At 71.5% G+C, this 18,138-nt stretch carries 23 protein-coding genes and 4 pseudogenes; 13 read left to right on the top strand and 14 right to left on the bottom strand.

Translation table 11 applies throughout. The features are described 5' to 3' along the window. The first annotated feature begins 9 nt into the window (after window positions 1–9). On the top strand, window positions 10–1,065 hold the full coding sequence (locus ACFYMM_RS37200; protein ID WP_388395342.1) for an aliphatic sulfonate ABC transporter substrate-binding protein: 1,056 nt from the start codon (window positions 10–12) through the stop codon (window positions 1,063–1,065). Here the strand turns inward: ACFYMM_RS37200 and ACFYMM_RS37205 are convergent. Continuing rightward, window positions 1,032–1,433 carry a hypothetical protein gene (locus tag ACFYMM_RS37205; RefSeq protein WP_388395344.1) on the bottom strand — a complete coding sequence of 134 codons (402 nt, stop codon included), beginning with the start codon at window positions 1,431–1,433 and terminating at the stop codon, window positions 1,032–1,034. The genes ACFYMM_RS37200 and ACFYMM_RS37205 overlap by 34 nt on opposite strands. Before the next feature lie 78 nt (window positions 1,434–1,511). Here ACFYMM_RS37205 and ACFYMM_RS37210 point away from each other — a divergent pair, with 78 nt between their 5' ends. Continuing rightward, window positions 1,512–1,706 (top strand): hypothetical protein, encoded by a 195-nt coding sequence (locus ACFYMM_RS37210; protein WP_388395346.1) that lies wholly within the window; start codon window positions 1,512–1,514, stop codon window positions 1,704–1,706. Window positions 1,707–1,708: 2 nt separating this feature from the next. Here the strand turns inward: ACFYMM_RS37210 and ACFYMM_RS37215 are convergent, their stop codons facing one another. From ACFYMM_RS37215 to ACFYMM_RS37230, 4 genes are all read right to left on the bottom strand, one after another. Beyond that, window positions 1,709–2,425: a Clp protease N-terminal domain-containing protein gene (locus ACFYMM_RS37215; protein WP_388395349.1), complete on the bottom strand. Its 717-nt coding sequence runs from the start codon at window positions 2,423–2,425 to the stop codon at window positions 1,709–1,711. Then, entirely contained in the window at window positions 2,422–2,643 is a 222-nt protein-coding gene (locus ACFYMM_RS37220) for a helix-turn-helix domain-containing protein (RefSeq protein ID WP_388395351.1), read from the bottom strand. The genes ACFYMM_RS37215 and ACFYMM_RS37220 overlap by 4 nt, the downstream gene beginning before the upstream one ends. A gap of 73 nt (window positions 2,644–2,716) precedes the next feature. Next, window positions 2,717–3,064, bottom strand: a complete 348-nt coding sequence (locus ACFYMM_RS37225; protein WP_388395481.1) for a hypothetical protein — start codon at window positions 3,062–3,064, stop codon at window positions 2,717–2,719. Window positions 3,065–3,152: 88 nt separating this feature from the next. Next, a complete protein-coding gene (locus tag ACFYMM_RS37230) occupies window positions 3,153–4,004 on the bottom strand; it encodes a hypothetical protein (RefSeq protein ID WP_388395354.1) in 852 nt (283 codons plus the stop codon). Between the two features lie 189 nt (window positions 4,005–4,193). On the opposite strand from ACFYMM_RS37230, the gene ACFYMM_RS37235 reads away from it, so the two are divergent. From ACFYMM_RS37235 to ACFYMM_RS37255, 5 genes are all read left to right on the top strand, one after another. After that, window positions 4,194–4,661 (top strand): TetR/AcrR family transcriptional regulator, encoded by a 468-nt coding sequence (locus ACFYMM_RS37235; RefSeq protein ID WP_388395357.1) that lies wholly within the window; start codon window positions 4,194–4,196, stop codon window positions 4,659–4,661. A gap of 164 nt (window positions 4,662–4,825) precedes the next feature. Then, window positions 4,826–5,395: a TetR/AcrR family transcriptional regulator gene (locus ACFYMM_RS37240; protein ID WP_388395360.1), complete on the top strand. Its 570-nt coding sequence runs from the start codon at window positions 4,826–4,828 to the stop codon at window positions 5,393–5,395. A gap of 111 nt (window positions 5,396–5,506) precedes the next feature. Next, window positions 5,507–6,208 (top strand): SDR family oxidoreductase, encoded by a 702-nt coding sequence (locus ACFYMM_RS37245; RefSeq protein WP_388395363.1) that lies wholly within the window; start codon window positions 5,507–5,509, stop codon window positions 6,206–6,208. 7 nt (window positions 6,209–6,215) lie between these two features. Then, window positions 6,216–6,584, top strand: a complete 369-nt coding sequence (locus tag ACFYMM_RS37250; protein WP_388395365.1) for a hypothetical protein — start codon at window positions 6,216–6,218, stop codon at window positions 6,582–6,584. Window positions 6,585–6,692: 108 nt separating this feature from the next. Next, on the top strand, window positions 6,693–7,742 hold the full coding sequence (locus ACFYMM_RS37255) for a hypothetical protein (protein ID WP_388395368.1): 1,050 nt from the start codon (window positions 6,693–6,695) through the stop codon (window positions 7,740–7,742). 53 nt (window positions 7,743–7,795) lie between these two features. On the opposite strand, the gene ACFYMM_RS37260 is transcribed toward ACFYMM_RS37255, so the two are convergent. Continuing rightward, window positions 7,796–9,064, bottom strand: a complete 1,269-nt coding sequence (locus ACFYMM_RS37260; RefSeq protein ID WP_388395370.1) for an MFS transporter — start codon at window positions 9,062–9,064, stop codon at window positions 7,796–7,798. 145 nt (window positions 9,065–9,209) lie between these two features. On the opposite strand from ACFYMM_RS37260, the gene ACFYMM_RS37265 reads away from it, so the two are divergent. After that, window positions 9,210–10,142, top strand: coding sequence for a LysR family transcriptional regulator (locus ACFYMM_RS37265; protein WP_388395372.1), 933 nt, complete (start codon window positions 9,210–9,212; stop codon window positions 10,140–10,142). Between the two features lie 393 nt (window positions 10,143–10,535). Here ACFYMM_RS37265 and ACFYMM_RS37270 read toward each other — a convergent pair whose 3' ends face one another. After that, on the bottom strand, window positions 10,536–11,045 hold the full coding sequence (locus ACFYMM_RS37270) for a signal peptide protein (protein WP_388395374.1): 510 nt from the start codon (window positions 11,043–11,045) through the stop codon (window positions 10,536–10,538). 44 nt (window positions 11,046–11,089) lie between these two features. Further along, the gene (locus ACFYMM_RS37275) at window positions 11,090–11,605 is read right to left on the bottom strand and encodes a YceI family protein (RefSeq protein WP_388395376.1); all 516 of its coding nucleotides are present in this window, start codon (window positions 11,603–11,605) and stop codon (window positions 11,090–11,092) included. A 35-nt stretch (window positions 11,606–11,640) separates the two neighbouring features. Here ACFYMM_RS37275 and ACFYMM_RS37280 point away from each other — a divergent pair. Then, window positions 11,641–11,828, top strand: a pseudogene (locus ACFYMM_RS37280) (MarR family transcriptional regulator); the annotation flags it as partial. A 133-nt stretch (window positions 11,829–11,961) separates the two neighbouring features. Here the strand turns inward: ACFYMM_RS37280 and ACFYMM_RS37285 are convergent. The 3 genes from ACFYMM_RS37285 to ACFYMM_RS37295 all read right to left on the bottom strand — a co-directional run bounded on the left by ACFYMM_RS37285 (window position 11,962) and on the right by ACFYMM_RS37295 (window position 14,635). Continuing rightward, complete coding sequence (locus ACFYMM_RS37285; protein ID WP_388395377.1) at window positions 11,962–12,978, bottom strand: zinc-dependent alcohol dehydrogenase family protein; 1,017 nt, start codon at window positions 12,976–12,978, stop codon at window positions 11,962–11,964. A 239-nt stretch (window positions 12,979–13,217) separates the two neighbouring features. Then, window positions 13,218–14,087, bottom strand: coding sequence for a helix-turn-helix domain-containing protein (locus ACFYMM_RS37290; RefSeq protein WP_388395379.1), 870 nt, complete (start codon window positions 14,085–14,087; stop codon window positions 13,218–13,220). Window positions 14,088–14,179: 92 nt separating this feature from the next. Continuing rightward, window positions 14,180–14,635: a MarR family winged helix-turn-helix transcriptional regulator gene (locus ACFYMM_RS37295; protein ID WP_388395381.1), complete on the bottom strand. Its 456-nt coding sequence runs from the start codon at window positions 14,633–14,635 to the stop codon at window positions 14,180–14,182. A gap of 119 nt (window positions 14,636–14,754) precedes the next feature. On the opposite strand from ACFYMM_RS37295, the gene ACFYMM_RS37300 reads away from it, so the two are divergent. Then, window positions 14,755–15,540: an SDR family NAD(P)-dependent oxidoreductase gene (locus ACFYMM_RS37300; protein WP_388395384.1), complete on the top strand. Its 786-nt coding sequence runs from the start codon at window positions 14,755–14,757 to the stop codon at window positions 15,538–15,540. Between the two features lie 21 nt (window positions 15,541–15,561). Here the strand turns inward: ACFYMM_RS37300 and ACFYMM_RS37305 are convergent, their stop codons facing one another. Both ACFYMM_RS37305 and ACFYMM_RS37310 read right to left on the bottom strand, forming a co-directional pair. After that, window positions 15,562–16,095 carry a DUF488 family protein gene (locus ACFYMM_RS37305; protein ID WP_388395386.1) on the bottom strand — a complete coding sequence of 178 codons (534 nt, stop codon included), beginning with the start codon at window positions 16,093–16,095 and terminating at the stop codon, window positions 15,562–15,564. 43 nt (window positions 16,096–16,138) lie between these two features. Beyond that, window positions 16,139–17,008 carry a class II glutamine amidotransferase gene (locus ACFYMM_RS37310; RefSeq protein WP_388395389.1) on the bottom strand — a complete coding sequence of 290 codons (870 nt, stop codon included), beginning with the start codon at window positions 17,006–17,008 and terminating at the stop codon, window positions 16,139–16,141. Between the two features lie 352 nt (window positions 17,009–17,360). On the opposite strand from ACFYMM_RS37310, the gene kdpF reads away from it, so the two are divergent. Beyond that, window positions 17,361–17,450 carry a K(+)-transporting ATPase subunit F gene (gene kdpF, locus ACFYMM_RS37315; RefSeq protein WP_356045956.1) on the top strand — a complete coding sequence of 30 codons (90 nt, stop codon included), beginning with the start codon at window positions 17,361–17,363 and terminating at the stop codon, window positions 17,448–17,450. 8 nt (window positions 17,451–17,458) lie between these two features. Continuing rightward, a pseudogene (locus ACFYMM_RS37320) lies at window positions 17,459–17,683 on the top strand (potassium-transporting ATPase subunit KdpA); the annotation flags it as partial. On the opposite strand, the pseudogene ACFYMM_RS37325 reads toward ACFYMM_RS37320, so the two are convergent. Beyond that, window positions 17,683–17,805 (bottom strand): annotated as a pseudogene (locus ACFYMM_RS37325) (potassium-transporting ATPase subunit C); the annotation flags it as partial. The pseudogenes ACFYMM_RS37320 and ACFYMM_RS37325 overlap by 1 nt on opposite strands. On the opposite strand from ACFYMM_RS37325, the pseudogene ACFYMM_RS37330 reads away from it, so the two are divergent. Further along, window positions 17,804–18,124 (top strand): annotated as a pseudogene (locus tag ACFYMM_RS37330) (sensor histidine kinase); the annotation flags it as partial. The pseudogenes ACFYMM_RS37325 and ACFYMM_RS37330 overlap by 2 nt on opposite strands. Window positions 18,125–18,138 lie beyond the last annotated feature (14 nt).

The following is an 18,138-nucleotide window of genomic DNA, read 5'->3' on the forward strand; positions in this document are numbered from 1 at the left end:
TGAGAACCCATGCCCAGAAGATCCCCCCGAATCGCCGCCGCCGCGGGCCTGCTCGCCCTGGGTGGCACCCTCGTCGCCTGCGCATCGACGTCGGAGGCCGCCGCGCCCCTGAGCAGCCCGAGCGGATCGGGCGCCGCCGACCACCCGGAGTGGGAGAAGTACACCTTCACCATCGGCGACAACAGCGGTGACGGCAGTGAGGAACTGGCGAAGACGACCGGTGTGTTCGACAATGCGCCCTACAAGGTGAAGTTCGCCCGCTTCACCTACGGCCCACCGCTCGTGCAGGCGGCCGCGTCGGGTGACATCGACCTGGGCAGCGTCGGCGACGTACCGCCGATCACCGGCGCGGCGAAGGAGTACGGCTTCAAGGTCGTCGCCGTCAACCGCTCCCTCAGGCCCACCCAGGCGAACGAGAACATCGTCGTGCCGAAGGGCTCGGCGCTGAAGACCCTCGCGGACCTCAGGGGCAGGAAGATCGCCGTACCGCAGGGCAGTTCGGCCCACGGTCTGGCACTGAACGCGCTCAAGAGCGTGGGCCTCACCCCCAAGGACGTGAAGCTGGTCTTCCTCGACCCGGCGGCCGCCGCCACGGCGTTCAACACCGGCAAGGTGGACGCCTGGTCGATCTGGAACCCGCAGTCGGCGATCGCGGTGAAGAACGGTGCGCGGATCCTGGCGAAGGGTCTTCCGCCGATCGACCAGACGAGCAGTTACTACGTCGCGAGCGCGAGTTCGCTGGACGACAGGACCAAGCGGGCGGCTCTCACCGACGTATTGCGGCGGCTGGCGCACGAGTTCGCGTGGGCCATCAGGCACGAGGACAAGTACGCGCAGGCGCTCTCCAAGGAGGAGGGCATCCCCCTGGACGACGCCAAGGCGTCCGTGGCAGCCTTCGAGACCCGGGTCACGCCGGTGGTCGAGTCGGACATCGCGGCGGAGCAGAAGCTCGCCGACGCCTTCCTGGAGGCCGGACAGATCACCAAGAAGGTCGACGTCTCGTCGATCACCGACAACCTGCTCCCGGCCGGTTACGACAGCTCGAAGCCGGAGGTCGCGTCGTGAGCGAGTGACACCGCCGGCTCCACCTCAACGCCTTCCTCATGGAGGCCGGCCACCACGAGGCCGCCTGGCGGCTCCCGCACAGCGATCCCCGGGCGGACTTCGACCTGCGGCACTGGATCGGCCTGGCCCGGCTGGCGCCCGCCGACCAGCGGGGAGCAGCGGGCCGCCCGGCTCCGCGGTGGAGAGGGCGTCACGCAGGAAGCGGGTGAGAAGGTGTCCAGGGCGGCCTCGGCGGCGCCGTGGGCGGCCATGCCGGGTGCGGGCGGCCCGTCGGCGACGGCGCCGGAGACGTACACGATACGGCCGTGTCCCTGGGCGCCCATGAGTGTCAGCGGCGCCACCGTACTCGGCACGGCGAGCCCGGCCAAGCACGAGCTGCTGCGGGAGCTGGGCGCGCTCCTCGTCGCCTACGGCCCCGGCCTGGCCGACCGGGCACCGACGAAGCGGTGGGCGTCTCCCTGGAACTGGTGGCCTACCGTGCCCGCATCGCCACCATCGCGGGATGCGAACGCGGCGCCCGGGCCGGCATCCGACTCCTCGGCGGGGGCCCGGCACGCATCCTGCGACGGCGCTCGGCGCCGGCCCCGCCGATCTGGGTCAACGTCATGCTGACCATGGCCATGCCCTCCGGCGAGGAGTGAGGTCAGCCCGCCTGTCGGTAGCGGTCGACGATCGCGGCGCGCAGTGCCGGCGCCGACACGCCGAGCGCCGACAGGACGGAGGGCACCGGCCCGCTGGTCACGGCGATCAGACCGAGGGCGAGGTGTTCGACGCCGATGGCGTGGTCGTGCCGGGCCTGTGCCTCGCGGACCGTGTTCGCCAGGCTCTCCTTGGCGCGGGCGGTGAAGGGGATGTGTCCGGAGGGGCGGGCGCCGGTGGTCTGGTAGAGCCCGGTGCAAGCGGGGGCCGTCGCCGTGAGGACGGCCCGTCGGGCGCGGCCGCGCCGGCGCCAGCGGCGCACCAGGCCCGGAGGCACCGCGCGCCGGGCGTTCAGCCGGGACGGACGGGGTCCCCGGCCGACCGTTTCGTCGGCCCGCGTGAGCGCGTCCGGCCCGAAGGACTCCTCGATCCTGGCGCGCACGGCGTCCAGATCGATCCCGATGGAGGCCAGGGCGTCCCGGTTGAGCGTGCCGAACAGGGCGGACCCGGCTCCGAGCCCGACCTGGCGCACGATCTCCTCCTCGACGCGCTCGGGCGTGACACCGCGCTCCCGAAGGGCGGCGCCCGCCGGCTGGTCGGTGGCGACGACGGCGAGCAGGAGATGCTCGCAGCCGAGGTGCTGGTGTCCGAGCCGTCGAGCGTGCTCCTGGGCGTGTACGACGGCGGTGCGGGCGTCCGGAGTGAAGCGTTCGAACATCATCGTCCCCCGATCAGTCGACCGTACTTACGGTGCACGGTCTGCTTGGTGACGCCGAGTCGTTCGGCGATGTCCTGCCAGGACCAGCCCAGCTTCCGTGCGTTCTCGACCTGGAGGATCTCCAGCCGTTCGGTGAGTTCTCGCAGGGCGGCCACCGCGCGGAGCCCGACGTCCGGGTCGTTGCTGGCGGCGCCCTCGGCGATTTCGAGTGTGCTCTGCATGGTCGTCAGCATATGCTGACGAACCCGGTCGCGTCAACATATGCTGACGCTGTGGACGGGGCGGCGCGCCGGCTCACGGGTGGTGATGCGACGCCGTTTCCTGCGCGGTGCCGGGAGAGTCGAGGAGGCGGAGGAGCACGGCGGCCTCGGCGCGGAGCCGCGCGGCCCGGTCGGCGTGCGCGGGAGCGGTCAACCCCGCAGCGACCTCCAGCCGTTCGTCGGCCTCGGCCCGCACGACCTCCGCCACGCGGCGCTCGCTCAGCTCGCGCCGCGCCGCTTCGGTGACTCCGACGCCGACCGGCGACTGCTCAAGGGCCGAGCCGCGGAGCGCGGCTTCGTCGAGGGGCACGGCCTCGGCGTTGTCCAACGCGGCGAGTGTCGCGCGCAGGGCGCTCACCGCGGCCTTGTCGCGGGCGCGCATCGCTTCCGGGAGTGCCTGACGCATACGAAGACGTAAAGACATGCCGCTGACCCTACTTCGGCGCGGGCGCCGTTCGTGGTGCCGGGTGCTACCTGACGTCGACGTAGGCGCCGGCGGACGTGGCGGCGGCGGTGGTGGCGTCGGCCGCGAAGGAGAAGCGGTAGTAGCCGGCGGCCGTTGCCGTGGTGGTGGTCTTGAGCGCGCCACCGGTGCCGCTGGTGACCGTCTTGAGGGTGGAGTACGTGTGGCTTCCCCGCTTGCGGTACTGCAGCAGCACCTTCTGTCCCGGGTGGCCGGCGTACGTGCCGTGGTTCCAGTCGGCGTGCTGCAGCCGGCCGGTGACGGTGATGGTCCTGCCCTTCTTCACGGACTTCGGGGTCGCGGCGAGGGTCAGCTGGGAGGCTTCCTTGATCCTGGCGGTGGTGACGTCGTCGTTGTAACTGGCGTTCGCGTAGAGGTCGTAGCCGCCGAGGAACACCTTCCAGGTCCCGGCGACGCCGTTGTGCTTCAGATCGGAGGCCGCGGCGATGTGGAAGACGGCCGTGCAGCTGTAGACGCCGGTCCGGGTCGTCGACTCGGTGCAGGCGGGGTCGGTGTCGGTGCCCAGGGAGCCAGTGATGGTGTCCGTGCTGGAGCTGTCGGTGCCCTGCCAGAGGAAGGCCTGCGTGAGCGCGACACCGCTCGAACTGGTGGCGGTGTAGGTGACGGTGACGGTCTTCTTGGTGGTGGCGCCGAGGACGATGTCCTGGCCGCCGTTGACGACGGCCTTCGAGAAGGTGATGTCGCCCAGCGAGGTGTCCGGGTGGGCGGTCTTCGCGGTGAAGGCGCCGAGTCCGGCCGGCGCGCCCTGGCGCTCCGCCGCCTGAGCGGCCGCCGGAAGAGCGAGCGCGGACACGACGAGGGCACTGGAGACGACGGCGGCAGCGGCATGTGTACGCATATGGGTCCCCTGATATCGAGAGCGGCCCGCCGAAGTCCCCCCACGGCCGGCCTGTTTACGGTGTGCGTCAGGCACGTGGCAGTGGGAGTGCCTGACCTCACTGGTGCACCGTACGGGGCACGGGCCATGGCGCCGCATCCGTGCAATCACGCAGTCCACTACGTAAGCCGGTCCCGGAATCCCGCCGGTGTGCCCGCACCGCACCCGAGCACCGGCCAAGTTGACCGGCGCGACCGTGCCGCCCTCCTGGGAGCGGCCCGGCGTCACTTCCTGATGCACGGGGTCGGTACGTCCCTGGAGGCGGTGGCCAAGGAGGCGGGTGTCGGGCCCGGCACGTTGTACCGGCACTTCCCCACCCGCGAGGCGCTCCTGGCGGCCGTGCTGCAGACGCGCTCCGAGGAACTGGTCGCCCGGCAGGCGGACATCGCGCCCGCCTCGGTGACACCCTCCGAGGCGCTACGGCAGTGGTTGCGGGCGTTGGAGGAGTACTTCAGCGCCTTCGGCGGACTGCCGGAACCGCTCATGGCCGCGGCCAGGGCGCAGGAGGCGGACACCCCGCTCACGCTGCCCCGCCCGTCGGTGAAGGGTCACGACCTGTTCCTCGCGGCGATCGCCGTGGCCTGGATCAGTGGTACCGGTGCCGCCGACGAGGAGTAGCTCGGCCGTCTGCGCACGCTGGTCGAAAGCGGATACCGCGAGCCGCACGAAGAGGCGTAGGTCCCGCGTCGGGCCCCTGGTGAGAGACACCCTCCACGTCGGCATGAGCAGGTTCGAAAACCGATCGGTTTCCATTTCGGTCGCAGCAGGGCTAACCTCGCGGTATGACCACCGAAGTGAAGCCAAGTACCCGAGAGCGGCTGCTGGAGGCCGCGGCCACCCTCACCTACCGGGACGGTGTCGGCATCGGCGTCGAGGCGCTCTGCAAGGCGGCGGGTGTCTCGAAGCGCTCCCTGTACCAGCTGTTCGAGAGCAAGGACGAACTGCTGGCGGCGAGCCTCGAGGAGCGTGCCGCCGCGTTCGTGGCGACCCTCCTGCCCGGAGCGGACGACGGCCGGTCACCCCGCGAGCGGATCCTGTACGTCTTCGAGCGAGTGGAGCTGCAGGCGGGTGCGCCGGAGTTCAGGGGATGCCGGTACCTGGCGGTTCAGATCGAACTGAAGGACCAGAGCCACCCCGCCAGCCGGGTGGCCCACCGGATCAAGGCGAACCTGACGGCGTTCTTCCGGTCCGAGGCCGAACAGGGCGGGGCGAGCGACCCCGACCTGCTGGCCCGGCAGCTCAGCCTGGTCTTCGACGGCGCCAGCGCCCGCGCCGGGATCGGGGCCGACAGTCTGACGGGGCTCATCGCCCCCACGGTGGTCACGCTGCTCGACGCGGCAGGCATGCGCTGACGCGGCCCCCGGTGAAACCCGGACGGGCGGACCAAGGTGTGGCCTTGCGCGTGGAAACCGATCGGTTTATGGTGTTCAAAACCGATCGGTTTCCGTTTTCTGGAGGTAGTCGTGACAGCGATCAAGGGTGCCAACGTCTTCGTCACCGGAGGCAGTCGCGGCATCGGCAAGGTGCTGGTCGAGGAGCTCTACACGCGCGGCGCCGCCAAGGTCTACGCCACGGCCCGTGACCCGCGCGCGGTGACGCATCCCGATGCCGTTCCGCTCGCGCTGGACGTCACCGACCCGGCGTCCGTGGCGGCCGCCGCCGAACAGGCCCAGGACGTCACCATTCTGATCAACAACGCGGGCGCCTCGGTCCGCGCCTCGTACCTCGACTCCCCGATGGACGACGTGCGCCGGGACCTGGAGACCAACTTCTACGGACCGCTGCTGCTCACCCGGGCCTTCGCGCCGGTCATCGAGCGCAACGGCGGGGGACACATCCTCAACGTCCACTCCGCCCTCTCCTGGCTGGCCGACGGCACGCCCTACAGCGCCTCCAAGGCCGCCCTGTGGTCGCAGACCAACTCGCTGCGCCTGGAGCTGCGGCCGCGCGGCATCGCGGTGACCGGCCTCCATGTGGCCTACGTCGACACCGACATGACGTCGGGTGTCGACGCACCCAAGGCCGACCCCCGCGATGTGGCGGTCGCGGCGCTCGACGGCATCGAGGCGGGGGCGCACGAGGTACTGGCCGACGACACCACCCGCTGGGTCAAGTCGCAGCTGTCCGCCGACCTGGACGCCCTGTATGGCCAGCTGAAGCAGTAGAGCAGCGATGTCGACTCCGGGTGTGCTGGTCAAGGCCTTCAACAACATCCTGGCCCACCACATCCCGCAACTCGCCCGGCCCACCGGGGCCCCGGACCGCGGCGCAGGGCCCGTCGCCGGCGACGACTCCGACGCGAAAGCCCAGCCGGCGGCGCTGACCGACCGGCTCGGCCTCGACACCGTCGACGCCGGAACCCTGGACGAGAGCTGGCGCTTCGAACCGGAGTCCGGCGCCTGCACCCGTATCTACCTCGCCGACCGTGCCGTGCCGGCCGAGCACCTGCTCCGGTCTGCCGCCGCGCCGCTCCCGGGCGACCAGTTGCGCGCCGCGTTGACGGCGGCCCGCCGCGTCAAGGTGGCCGAACGCACCTTCTGAGGAGCCCCTTCCCGACCGGTGGCCCGTGCCCCACCGGCGGTTTTCCGCCTGCAGGCTGACGCAAGATCCTGTTGCCGTCGGAGAACGCCGTCGGCCAGGCTCGCGGGCATGAGGCTTCTTCGGCAGATCGCATGGGGCACCGGCCTGGCCGCGTCCGCCGTCGCCGCGCTGGCCACACCGGCGTCGGCGGCCACGACCGACCTCGGCACCCTTCCCGGCGGGACACAGAGCAGCGCCAACGGCATCAACGACACCGGCAAGACGGTCGGCTGGGCGCGTCTGTCCGCCAACGCCACCTATGCCACCCGGTGGAACGCACAAGGCACCATCAGCCGGCTGCCGAACCTCCAGGGAGGCACCGGGGGCCAGGCGTTCGCGGTCAACGACGCCGGTGTCGTCGTCGGCCAGGCGAACGGCTCCCACGGCGGGGAGCCGGTGCGCTGGAACACCGACGGAACGGTCACCGACCTCGGCGCGCCGCCCGGTGACAAGGGCGGCATCGCACGGGCCGTCAGCGACAACGGTGTGGTCGTCGGCGAGACCTACGACGCGACCAGCGGTCTCACCAGAGCCGCGCGCTGGAACCCCGACGGCGGCAAGACCACCCTTCCCTCACTGCCCGGCGACAGACAGGCATGGGCCGTGGGGGTCAACGACTCCGGCGTGGCCGTCGGCGTCTCCCTCGACGCCAACCTCCACGTGCGGCCGGTCCGGTGGAACCCGGACGGCGCGGTGCGGCAGTTGCCCGTGCTGCCGGGCAACAGCTCCGGCAGCGCCAACGCCGTCAACGACGACGGTGAGATCGTCGGCATGTCCGCCGTCAGCACCAGCCCGATGGGGCCGGTCCACAAGACCGCGGTGCGGTGGAACCCCGACGGGACGGTCACCGCGCTCCCGGCACTCGGCGGCGACGACGGCGGAGAGGCGGACGCCGTCAACAGCCTCGGGGTCGTCGTCGGCCGGTCGACGCACGGCTCCGTCCAGCCGCGCGCCGTGCGATGGAGCACCGACGGCACGGTGACCTACCTCGGTGCGCCCCCCGGCAGCAGCGGCGTGTGCGCACCGGCCTCGGTCAACGCGAGCGGCACCACCGTCGGCGAATGCAGCATCGACGACCCTGCGGACGCCACTCTCTTCCACGCCGTCCGCTGGGGATGACCGCGACACGGCCGACGGCGCGGGCCGGCCGTGCCGGCGGCCGTGCCGGCCGGTCAGGAGCGGTTCGGTGCGGGCTCCGGCTCGGAGAGCGGCGCCGCCGTGCGGCGGGGGAGCAGCAGCGGGCTCGCCAGCAGGAGCACGCCGGCCAGCCCGATGGCCGTACGGGGGCCGATCAGGCCGCCCAGCACGCCCCAGAGGGCCGTCAGGAGCGCGGTCGAGGCCTTCGTCGTCACCGCCCAGGCGGACAGTGTGCGGGTGACCCGGTCGGCCGGGGTGCGCTGGAGGCGGTAGGTCGTGTAGACCGGGTTGAAGACCCCGCAGCAGGAGATGAGCCCGAGCTCGACGCCCATCACCAGCAGCAGCCCCCCGGTGCCCGGTCCCAGGAAGGCCAGGCCGACGGGCCAGAGCGCGCGCAGCGCCCCCGACACGACCAGTACCTGCCGCTGCCCGAACCGGGTGACGAGCGGTCGGGCCAGCCGTGAGCCGAGGAGTCCACCGATCGAGGGCGCGGCGAAGGCGAGGCCGTACTGCCACGGTGCGAACCCGAGACGACCGAGCATCAGGACGGCCAGCAGTGGCTGGGTGGCCATCACCAGGCCGTTGAACAGGGCCGTGTTGAAGAACAGCGGACGCAGCGTCGCGTCGGCGAGGATGTAACGCCAGCCGTCGAGCAGGTCCCCGGCCCGCATGCGCGGGGCCTCACGGCGCTCGGGCCGCGGCTCGTGACCCCCGGTCGCGCCGATGCCCACGGCCGACAGCAGGTAGCTGACCGCGTCGGCCACCACCGTCGCCACCGGACCGAGGAGCCCGATCGCCGCGCCGCCCAGCGGCGGCCCGATGATCGTGGTCGTCCAGGCCGTGGACTCGAAGCGGGCGTTGGCCACGAGCAGGTCCTCGGCCGGCAGCAGCGTCTTCAGGTACGCGCCGGAAGCGGCGCGGAAGGTGATGTCGGCCGCCGCGACGACGACCGAGACCAGCAGGAGCTGGAGGAAGGTGAGCACACCGAGCGCGAACGCGACGGGAACCGTCAGCAGCGCCGCGCACCGCACCAGGTCCATCGCGATCAGCACCGGCCGCTTGCGGCGGAACTCCACCCACGGGCCGAGCGGGACCGCCACGGCGGCGCCCACCGCGGCACCCACGGAGGAGAGCGCGGCGACCTCGACCGGTCCGCAGTGCAGGACCCGGACGGCGATCAGCGGGAACGCGCCGAAGGCGAGCCACGTGCCCAGCGCGCTGGTCCCGTACGCTCCCCAGAGCCACCCGAACCGTCGCCCCAGCCGCGGTCCGAGCAGACCTCCCCACCGGCGCCCGTCCCCCATCCCCGATGCCTCCTGCCCCATGCCGTCGCCGCTCACCGCACAACCGATCCGCGATCGGAAGCATCAAAGCGAGCACCGTACCCTGGGATCAAACAACCGCAGACCCTCTGGTCACAACCAATGGTTGTGGCCATAGGGTGCCGGTATGGATCTCGACACCGTCCGGACCTTCGTCGCCGCCGCCGAGGCGGGGCAGTTCCAGGAGGCCGCCGCCGAGCTTGCGATCACCCAGCAGGCCGTCTCCAAGCGCATCGCCGCCCTGGAGCGCGGCCTCGGCGTGCGGCTGTTCACCCGCTCCCCGCGCGGCGCCGAGCTGACCATCGACGGGCAGGCGTTCCTGCCCCACGCGCGCGAACTGCTGCGCGTCGCCGAGCGCGCGGTCGCGTCCGTGCACACAGGCCGCCGCCCGCTGCGCGTCGACGTCATCGCCTCACGCGTCGCGCCGTCGGGCCTGATGCGCGGCTTCCACCGCGCGCACCCCGAGATCGACCTCGACGTGGTGATGCTGTTCGACGTCGATAGGGCCGTCGCCGCCATCCGGTCCGGTGAGATCGACGCGTCCTTCCGCGCCGTCGCCGCTCCCGGCCGGCCCCTTCCCGACGACATCGAGGCCGTCCGGGTGCTCGACGAGCCGCTCGAGCTCGTCACCGGCCCCGCCCACGCGCTGGCCGGCTCCCGGTCGGTGACCGTCGCCCAGCTCGCCGGGCACCGGATCTGGATGCCCGGCATCGTCCCCGGCACCGAGTGGGCCGCCTACTACGACGACCTCGTCGCCGAGTTCGGCCTCACCATCGAAGCGACCGGCCCCAACTTCGGCTCCGACGCACTCCTGGACACCGTCGCCGACACCCCGGCCCTGGCCACCTTCATGGGCGGCCGGACGCGCCTCGTCTGGCCCGCCGGCCACGGCCTGCGCCGCATCCCGGTGACCGATCCGACGCCCGTCTACCCGCACTCGCTCCTCTGGCACCGCGACAACCCCCACCCGGCACTGGCCACCCTCCGCGCCCACCTCGCCGCCTCGGCGGCCGGCCTCGACGCCACCGGGACCTGGGTGCCGGGCTGGGTGAGACCGTGACGGCCCGGCAGCTGCGGGGGGAAGTGCCAGAATGGCGGTCCGCAGCAGGCTGACGGGATGAGCAAGAACGACCGTGCCGGACAATCGAGCGCCGGGCGAACTCCCCGCCGGCGTGCCGTTCGTCGGCGCCGTCAACTGGAGGGGCGGACAGGCGACGCCCCGGCACCTGCTCGCCTCTGGGGCACCGGCGCATCGCCATGATCAGCGGGCCGGACCACCCCTACCGATGTGCCCCGGTCCGGACTGGAGATCGCGACCACCCCGACCGTCCGGGAGAGCACGGCTGCCCCCAGGGGGACGGCGCCGCGTGATCTCCCACGGCGACGCCGCGCGCCCCCGACGGTAGCGCACGGCGTCGGACCGGAAGACCTGGCATCGCGGGGTTTCGCGGGGTCAGCCGTACAGCGCCACGCGCGTTCGCACCGTGGCCGCGGCGCCGGGGGAAACCGGGGTGACCCGGTACCGCTCCGTGAGCGTCGCGCCCGGACGCAGGGTGCGCTGTGCGGCCACGAGGTCGGTGAACAGCGTGCCGGTCTGGCTTCCGACGGGCACCGCCTCCCGGGAACCGTCCGCGCTCCGCCGTTCGATCCGTACGTCCGCGGGTGTCAGGAAGGGGCCGGCGTCCGGCGACTCCACCAGGAGCTGCGGGGCCACGACCTGCTCTGCCGACGAGGTGTTCCGGTAGGACACGACGAACGTGTGCGACTGCCCGGCCGCCGGAAGAGCCCTCGTGGACAGGTTCACGAAGTCGACCGGAACCGGGGCGGTTCGCGCGGCCCGGGCCGCCGCGGCCGAGGCGACCGGGGCCGTGCTCGCCACGGCGGTCCCGGCACCGGCCATCCCTGCCAGTGCTGCGGAAAGCACCAGGGACGCCGCCGCGAGACGGTGGTTGGTCAATGACACTTGCGTGGTCCTCCTCATGGAACAGGCGATGGTTTGTCGACCCGTCAGGCGCCGGTCCGGAGGAAACGGAGCGTTGCCGTGATCGTGGTCATGCCGCGCATCATGCCCAGTTGGTTCCAGCTGATGCCGAATTCCCCCCGGTCCACGGTGAACTCGGCCTCAAGTGTCAGCCCTTCGGCGTTCGCCTCCGTCAGGCGTGCCGTGAAGGTGCGCGGCCTGCTGCTGCCGCGCACGGTCAGCCGGCCCACGACCTGCACCGTGTCACCGTCCCGGCGCTCGGCTGAGCTGACGGCGAAGGTGATCTCGGGGTGGCGCTCGACGTCGAGGAACTCGGCGGACCGCAGGTGTTCGTCGCGCTTGGCGTTCTTGGTGTCCAGTGAGGCGGCGCCGAGGGCCACGGTGCCGACGGCGGATCCGTCGGGCCGGACCTCGCCCTGACCGCTGACGGCGCCGAAGGTGCCCTTCACGGTGACCAGCCCCCACATGGTCTTGTGTCGCAGGGCGACGGTGGAGGCGTTGGTGTCGAGGTGCCACAGTCCGGTTTCCACGGCGACGGTCATGATCTACTCCTGCCGAGCAAGTCATCCAAATTTGTATGGCCGACGCTAGCGTGTCATTCGAAATTGGACAACCGGATCTTCCAAAATTGGACAACCTGTACGCCTGGATGCTTCTGCTGGCAGCGACGGGTGCGGTGGAGCAGCGGCTGCGTACCGTCGTCAAGGAGCGCTCGGTGTCTCCCATGACGAGTTCCTGATCCTGTGTCTGCCGGCCGCGCGGCCCGAGGGCAACTCCTCGGCGGCCGCGATGCGGTGGAACTCGTCGCTCGTCCATGCCGTCATCGGTGGTGCTCCAGTTTCCGTGATCCACGGCTTCGGGGCGCCGCCCGGCACCGACGAGCCGTGATCGCGCCCGGTCACGGACGCAGCAGTGCCTTGATGGCGCGGCGCTCGTCCATGGCCTTGTACCCTTCGGCGACCTCGTCCAGGGGCAGGGTGAGGTCGAAGACCTCGCCCGGGTGGATACGGCCGCCGAGGACGCGGTCGATCAGGTCGGGGAGGTAGGCGCGCACCGGGGCGGGGCCGCCGCGCAGGCCGACGTGGGAGAAGAACAGCTCCTGGCCGTCGACGGCCACGTCATGGGGCATGCCGACGAAGCCGACGTTGCCGCCTGGGCGGGTGGACCGCAGCGCCTGGTGCATGGACTGCTGCGTGCCCACGCATTCGAGGACCGAGTCGGCGCCGACGCCATCCGTCATTTCCTTGACGCGGGCAACGCCTTCGTCACCCCGCTCGGTGACGATGTCGGTGGCGCCGAACTCCAGGGCCAGCTTCTGCCGGGACTCGTGCCGGCTCATCGCGATGATGCGCTCGGCGCCCAGCTCCTTCGCGGCGATGACGCCGCACAGGCCGACCGCGCCGTCACCGACGACCACGGCCGTCGAGCCGGGCCCGACCTCGGCGGCCCGGGCGGCGTACCAGCCGGTGCCCATGACGTCGGACAGGGTCAGCAGGTCCGGGATCAGTTCCTGGGCCGGCTGCTCCGGGGTGGCGACGAGCGTGCCGTCGGCGAGGGGGACGCGGACGTACTCGGCCTGGCAGCCGCCCGGGAAGTCCCGGTGCAGGCAGTTGGTCTGGTAGCCGGCCCGGCAGTTCGGGCAGGTGTTGTCGGAGGCGATGAAGGAGCCGATGACGAACTGCCCGGGCTTGACGTTCCTTACGTCGCTGCCGGTCTCCTCGACGATGCCGACGTACTCGTGGCCGATCGACTGGGGCTGGGTGACCGGGTTGATGCCCCGGTAGGTCCACAGGTCCGAGCCGCACACGCAGGTGGCGACGGTACGGATGACGGCGTCCGTCGGTGCCTTGATCGTCGGTTCGGGGACGTTCTCCACCCGGATGTCGCCCGGTGCGTGGATGATGGTGGCTCGCATGGTGCTCTCTCACAGTCTCGTCGCTGGGTCATCGCGGTCATGCCGTCGGGCCGCCCGGCATGGAACGCCATCGCTCCCGGAATGCGGAAGACGACTCTTTCCCGCCCGGCCGCCGAACACGTCATCGATCCTGCCGCCCTCGCGGGCACCGGCAAAGGGGAGAACCGCATCCTGGAATCGCTTATCCAGGGGAGAAATCCGTACCCCCCTCGCGAAGACAAGGTATTCCCGCACCGGGCTCAGACGACGGTGTCGGACCGGGACCGTTTCCGGCCCGCGGTCCAGGAGGCCAGCAGCCGCAGTCCGTCGTGGGAGGGGGAACCCGGCGCGGCGTTCCACACGATGATGTGCTGGTCGGGGTCCGTGCCGCAGGTGAGCGTGTTCCAGTCGAGCGTCAGCTCACCGACCACCGGGTGACGCAGCTTCTTGGTGCCCTTGCCGCGTGTCGCGACGTCGTGTGCGGTCCACCACTGCCGGAACTGCGCGTCGCGGGCGGAGAGTTCCTCGACCAGAGCGGTGAGGCGCCGGTCGTCGGGGTAGCGCGCGCTCTCCATGCGCAGCTGGGCGATCGCCAGCCGGGTGACCTCCTCCCAGTCGGCGTACAGGTCGCGCATCCAGGGTTCGGTGAAGAGCAGCCGGACGAACACCCACTCCTGCTCGGGGTAGCGGCCGAAGTCGGTCCACAGGGCGGCGGCGAGCTGGTTCCAGCCGAGGATGTCGGTGCGTCGGCCGATGACGAAGGCCGGAGTGGCCGTGAGGTCGTCCAGCATGCGCTGCAACTGTGCATCCACCTGCTGGCGATCACCTGGTGTCGCCGGACGCACCCGCTCCTTCGCCGCGAGGTCGAAGAGGTAGGTGCGCTGGTCGTCGTTCAGGCGGAGCACCTGGGCGATCTCGTGCAGAAGGGGAGCCGATGCCTGAAGACGCCCCTGCTCGATCCGCGTGTAGTACTCGGTGCTGATCGCGGCGAGAAGGGCCACTTCCTCACGGCGCAGACCGCTCACACGCCGTCGTCGCCCGCCGCGGAGTCCGACATCGGACGGGCTCAGCTCGGCACGGCGGGCCTTGAGAAACTCACCCAGCTCGTTCAGATGAGGGTTGCGGTTCATGCCTTGCAGCCTGGCACAGAAGCCCGGCGCTGTGAGGGGGAGAGATCCTGCCCAGCCTCGGACCTGGCGAACGCGCGTGCCGGCGCGGTGGGTCAGGCGTCGCGGACCGTCTTCGCCACATCGTTGAGCAGTCCCCGCAGTCGCGTGGTCCCGTCCGGTCCGAGAGCATCGGTGATGTGCCGCTCGATGTCGGCGATCACTCGGTCGGCGGCGCGCAGCGTCTCCCGTCCGGCGTCGGTGAGGTGCAGCTCCTGCACATGCCGGTGGCGGGGGTGCTCGCGTCGCTCCAGCTGCCCGCGGCCTTCCAGCCGCGCCACCAGTGAGGCGATGGCCTGGGGGGTGACGTTGAGGCGACGGGCCAGCTCGGCGCCGGCCAGTCCGGGTTCGGCGTGCACCGACATCAGGAGCGTGTAGTGCGCTGCCGCCATGCCCAACGGGCGCAGGCGCTGTTCCTTGAGTGTCTGCACCGCCAGCTCCGCCCGGCGCAACGCCCAGGTCACCCGGTCCAGCGCGTCGAGCCCGACAGGCTCCTCGTCGTCGCGTATCACACGGGGAGCATACGGCACTTCATGCGTGTCAAGCGTTTGGCTCATGACCGACATGGCTACAGCTTTTCCATAGTATCAAGTGCTTGATGGTTATCAGATTCTTGCCTACAGTGAAGCGCATGACTCGCACTCTTGCCCTGATCACTGGCGCCTCCTCCGGAATCGGCGCCGCCTACGCCCGCCTCCTCGCGGCCGACGCGGACTTCGTCCTGGTGGCCCGCCGCGCCGACCGGCTGCAGGACCTGGCCGACGAGCTCCGCAAGGCCGGTGCCGCCGTGGAGGCCCTTCCCGCCGACCTCGCCACTCGCGAGGGCATCGCCGCGGTGACGGCCCGCCTGGGCGCCGGAGACGTCCGCCTGCTGATCAGCAACGCGGGCGCCGGCGGCTACGCCCCGCTCATCGACGTAGGACCGGCCGAGATCGACGACCTGCTCACCCTCAACGCCACGGCGCACGTCCAACTCGTCCGCGCCGCACTCCCCGGCATGCTCGCTGCCGACGAGGGGACGGTCGTCACCGTCGCCTCGCTGCTCGCCCTCAGCGCCGGCCAGACCGACCCGCGCATGCCCCGCCGTACCCTCTACGCCGCGGCCAAGGCCGCCACCGTGGCCTTCACCCGCACCCTGGGCCACGAACTCGCCGACACCGCGATCCGCACCCAGGTGGTCCTCCCCGGCCCGGTGGACACCGAGTTCGACCAGGGTTCGGGACAGACCGTCCCCGTCGCCATGAGCGCCGAGGATGTCGCGCGCGCCGGCCTTACCGGGCTCCGCCTGGGCGAGACGATCTGTGTCCCCGGCCTGGAGGACCGGTCCACGGCATTGGACGCGCTCCTCGCCGCCGAGACCGCCGTGCTCACCGGCGGCCGTCGCTCGGGCCTCGCCTCCCGCTACCAGCAGCCGTGACCTGCGCGCGTCCCGGCGGGCTCAGGCCGTGATGTCGTAGACGAGCAGTCCGTCCTCGCGCAGCCGCACCCCGGCCGTCGGCGTGTGGGGAGTGAGCCGGCCGTCGTGCATCAGGTGCAGGACCGGCACCTGGCGGGCCAGGACGGCGAAATCGGCGATGATCCGGCGGTGGCAGCGCCACCAGACCGTCTCGCTGCACATGACAGCGGTCGGCGTCCCGGCCGCGTCCGCCAGCAGCTCGTCCATCGCGACGAGGAACTCCGGGGTGCGGGTGTGGCCCGCGTAACCGCGAAAAGAGTCGTTGCGCCAGACCACATCGGGTGAGTCGGGAGCCGTCCTGCGGAAGCCTCCCAGTCGTCCTTCCCAGCGGTAGGTGATCCCGTACGGCGGCAGCCACTGCCGCAGCCGCTCCCGGCCGACATCGGGATTGCGCCTGCTGCCCGGCGCCGTCCGCACATCGACCACCGCCCTCACGTGCGCGCCGAGCAGCAGCGCGGCCAGCCGTTCGCGGTCCGCCGTGCCGTGGCCGAGGGTGAGCAGTGCGTGGTGCGGCACCCTTCCATGATGGTCCGCCCGGCCGGAAGGCACGGAGAACCCGTCAGGCGGCGGTCTGCGAGGCGGCGGCGTCCGGCCGCAGATCGTCCAGGGTGAGCCGGTGTGCCGGGGCGTCGGGCAGGACGACGCGGCTGGTGACCTGAAGGTCCGGGCCGACGTGCAGCAGTTCCCCCGGTGCCATGGGACGCCATTGGGGGTTGTCGTCCATGCGTTCGCTGGCGATCACGACGCAGGGCGTGTCGGACAGGGCGGCGGAGTGGACGCGCATACGTCGGGCGGTGCCGCAGTGGTCGAGGTGGCGGGTGCCGTGCGGGCCGCCCGCCGGGCGCTGGAGCGCGTACAGGTGGTGGGTGTCGGGATAGCGCAGTGCCCACAGCTCGTCGGTCGTGGTGAGAATGAGGTTGAGGGAGTAGAGGGGCAGGTTCTCGGCGATCCAGTGCGCGGCCTGTTCGACGCCCGCCGCGACGTCGCCGCCGGCGGCCCGGATCTCCCGGGTGATCAGGGCGAAGAACCGCTCGGAGTCGGTGTCGCCGTGGACCAGTGACCGGTCCTCGCCGAGGTGCGCGTCCAGGGCGTCGAGGCCCTCGACGACGCCGTTGTGCGCGAACAGGCGGCCGTCCTGCTCGAAGGGATGGGTGTTGCGGGTCGTCAGGTCGCCGGTCGAGGCGAAGCGGATGTGGGCGAGGAAGGTCTCGGACTGCACCTGCTTGGCCTCCTCGGCGAAGACGCGGTCCTGGTAGGCGGCCATGGGCGCCTTGTGGACCTGCGGGGTGCCGTCGGCGTCGAAGTAGCCGAGTCCCGTGCCGTCGGGGTCATGGTGACTCTGGTCGTTGAGGCTGTCGGGCGCGTCCAGCAGCCAGAAGGTGGCGTGCGTGCGCTGTGGGGCGCTGCTGAGGCCGAACAGACGGCACATCGGGTCTCCCTCGGTCGGCGTCGGGCGGGCGTGCGGGCAGCACACCCGAGTTTCCCATTCCCCGTGCCGGGCCCGCACATCCGACCGGGCTACGGCGCGGCCGTGACCTGCGCACCCGCCGGCCGGACCGCTCCCTCACGCACCGGCGTAAGAGACCCGTCAAAGCCGTGGGGGACGCCGTAAGGGGGCCGTCAACGGGTGGTCGAATCCGGTCGGAGAGGCGGTTTCCCCTAACCGTCCGTCTTCTCCGAACCTCACTCCAGGAGTCCGCGATGGCCGATCTGGCCTTCGTCGTCACCGTGATCGCGTCCTTCGCGCTGGTGGCCCTCGTCGCCAAGGGGGTGACCAAGCTGTGACCGCCGAGAACATCGTCGGCCTGGTCGTGGCCGTCGCCCTGCTGGGCTATCTCGTCCTCGCCCTGATCCTCCCGGAGAGGTTCTGAGCCACGACATGGGTCCCGTACTCGCAGGCGTTCTCCAACTGCTCGCCCTCATAGGCGCGTTGGCCCTCGCCTGCATTCCCCTCGGCACCTACATGGCCAAGGTCTGCTCCTCCGACAAGCACTGGCGGGTCGGGAAGTGGATCTACCGGGGCATCGGTGCCGACCCCGACACCGAGATGCGCTGGCCCGCCTACCTGCGTGGCGTGCTCGCCTTCTCCGCGGTCGGTGTGCTCACCTGGGACGCCTCCACGGTGTAGCCGGGCACCGAGTTGTCCTTGATGACGGCGGCCTTGGAGTCCTTCACCTGCTGGACGAGGACCTTGTTGTCGGCGGAGAGGTTGGTGGCGCCGGACAGCCCGCCGGGGGAGAGGGTCCTCGTGTCGGCGAGCGCCATCGCGGATCGGGTCGAGGTGCGGGTCGTGGACCGCGGCCCCGGCGTGCCCGACGACGCCAAGGAGCGCATCTTCGAACCCTTCCAGCGCTACGGCGACTCCCCGCGCGGCAACGGCGTCGGACTCGGCCTCGCGGTCGCCCGCGGTTTCGCGGAGGCCATCGTCGGGACCGTGAGCGCCGAGGACACACCCGGCGGGGGTCTCACGATGGTGCTCAGCGTGTCGACGGCACCGCGGCGCCGGCCGCGGCGGCCGGACTCGCCGGCCACGGCCACCGCCTGACCGCGCCGTCTTCG

The sequence above is a fragment of the Streptomyces sp. NPDC006739 genome, assembly GCF_042869815.1.
Lineage (GTDB): Bacteria > Actinomycetota > Actinomycetes > Streptomycetales > Streptomycetaceae > Streptomyces.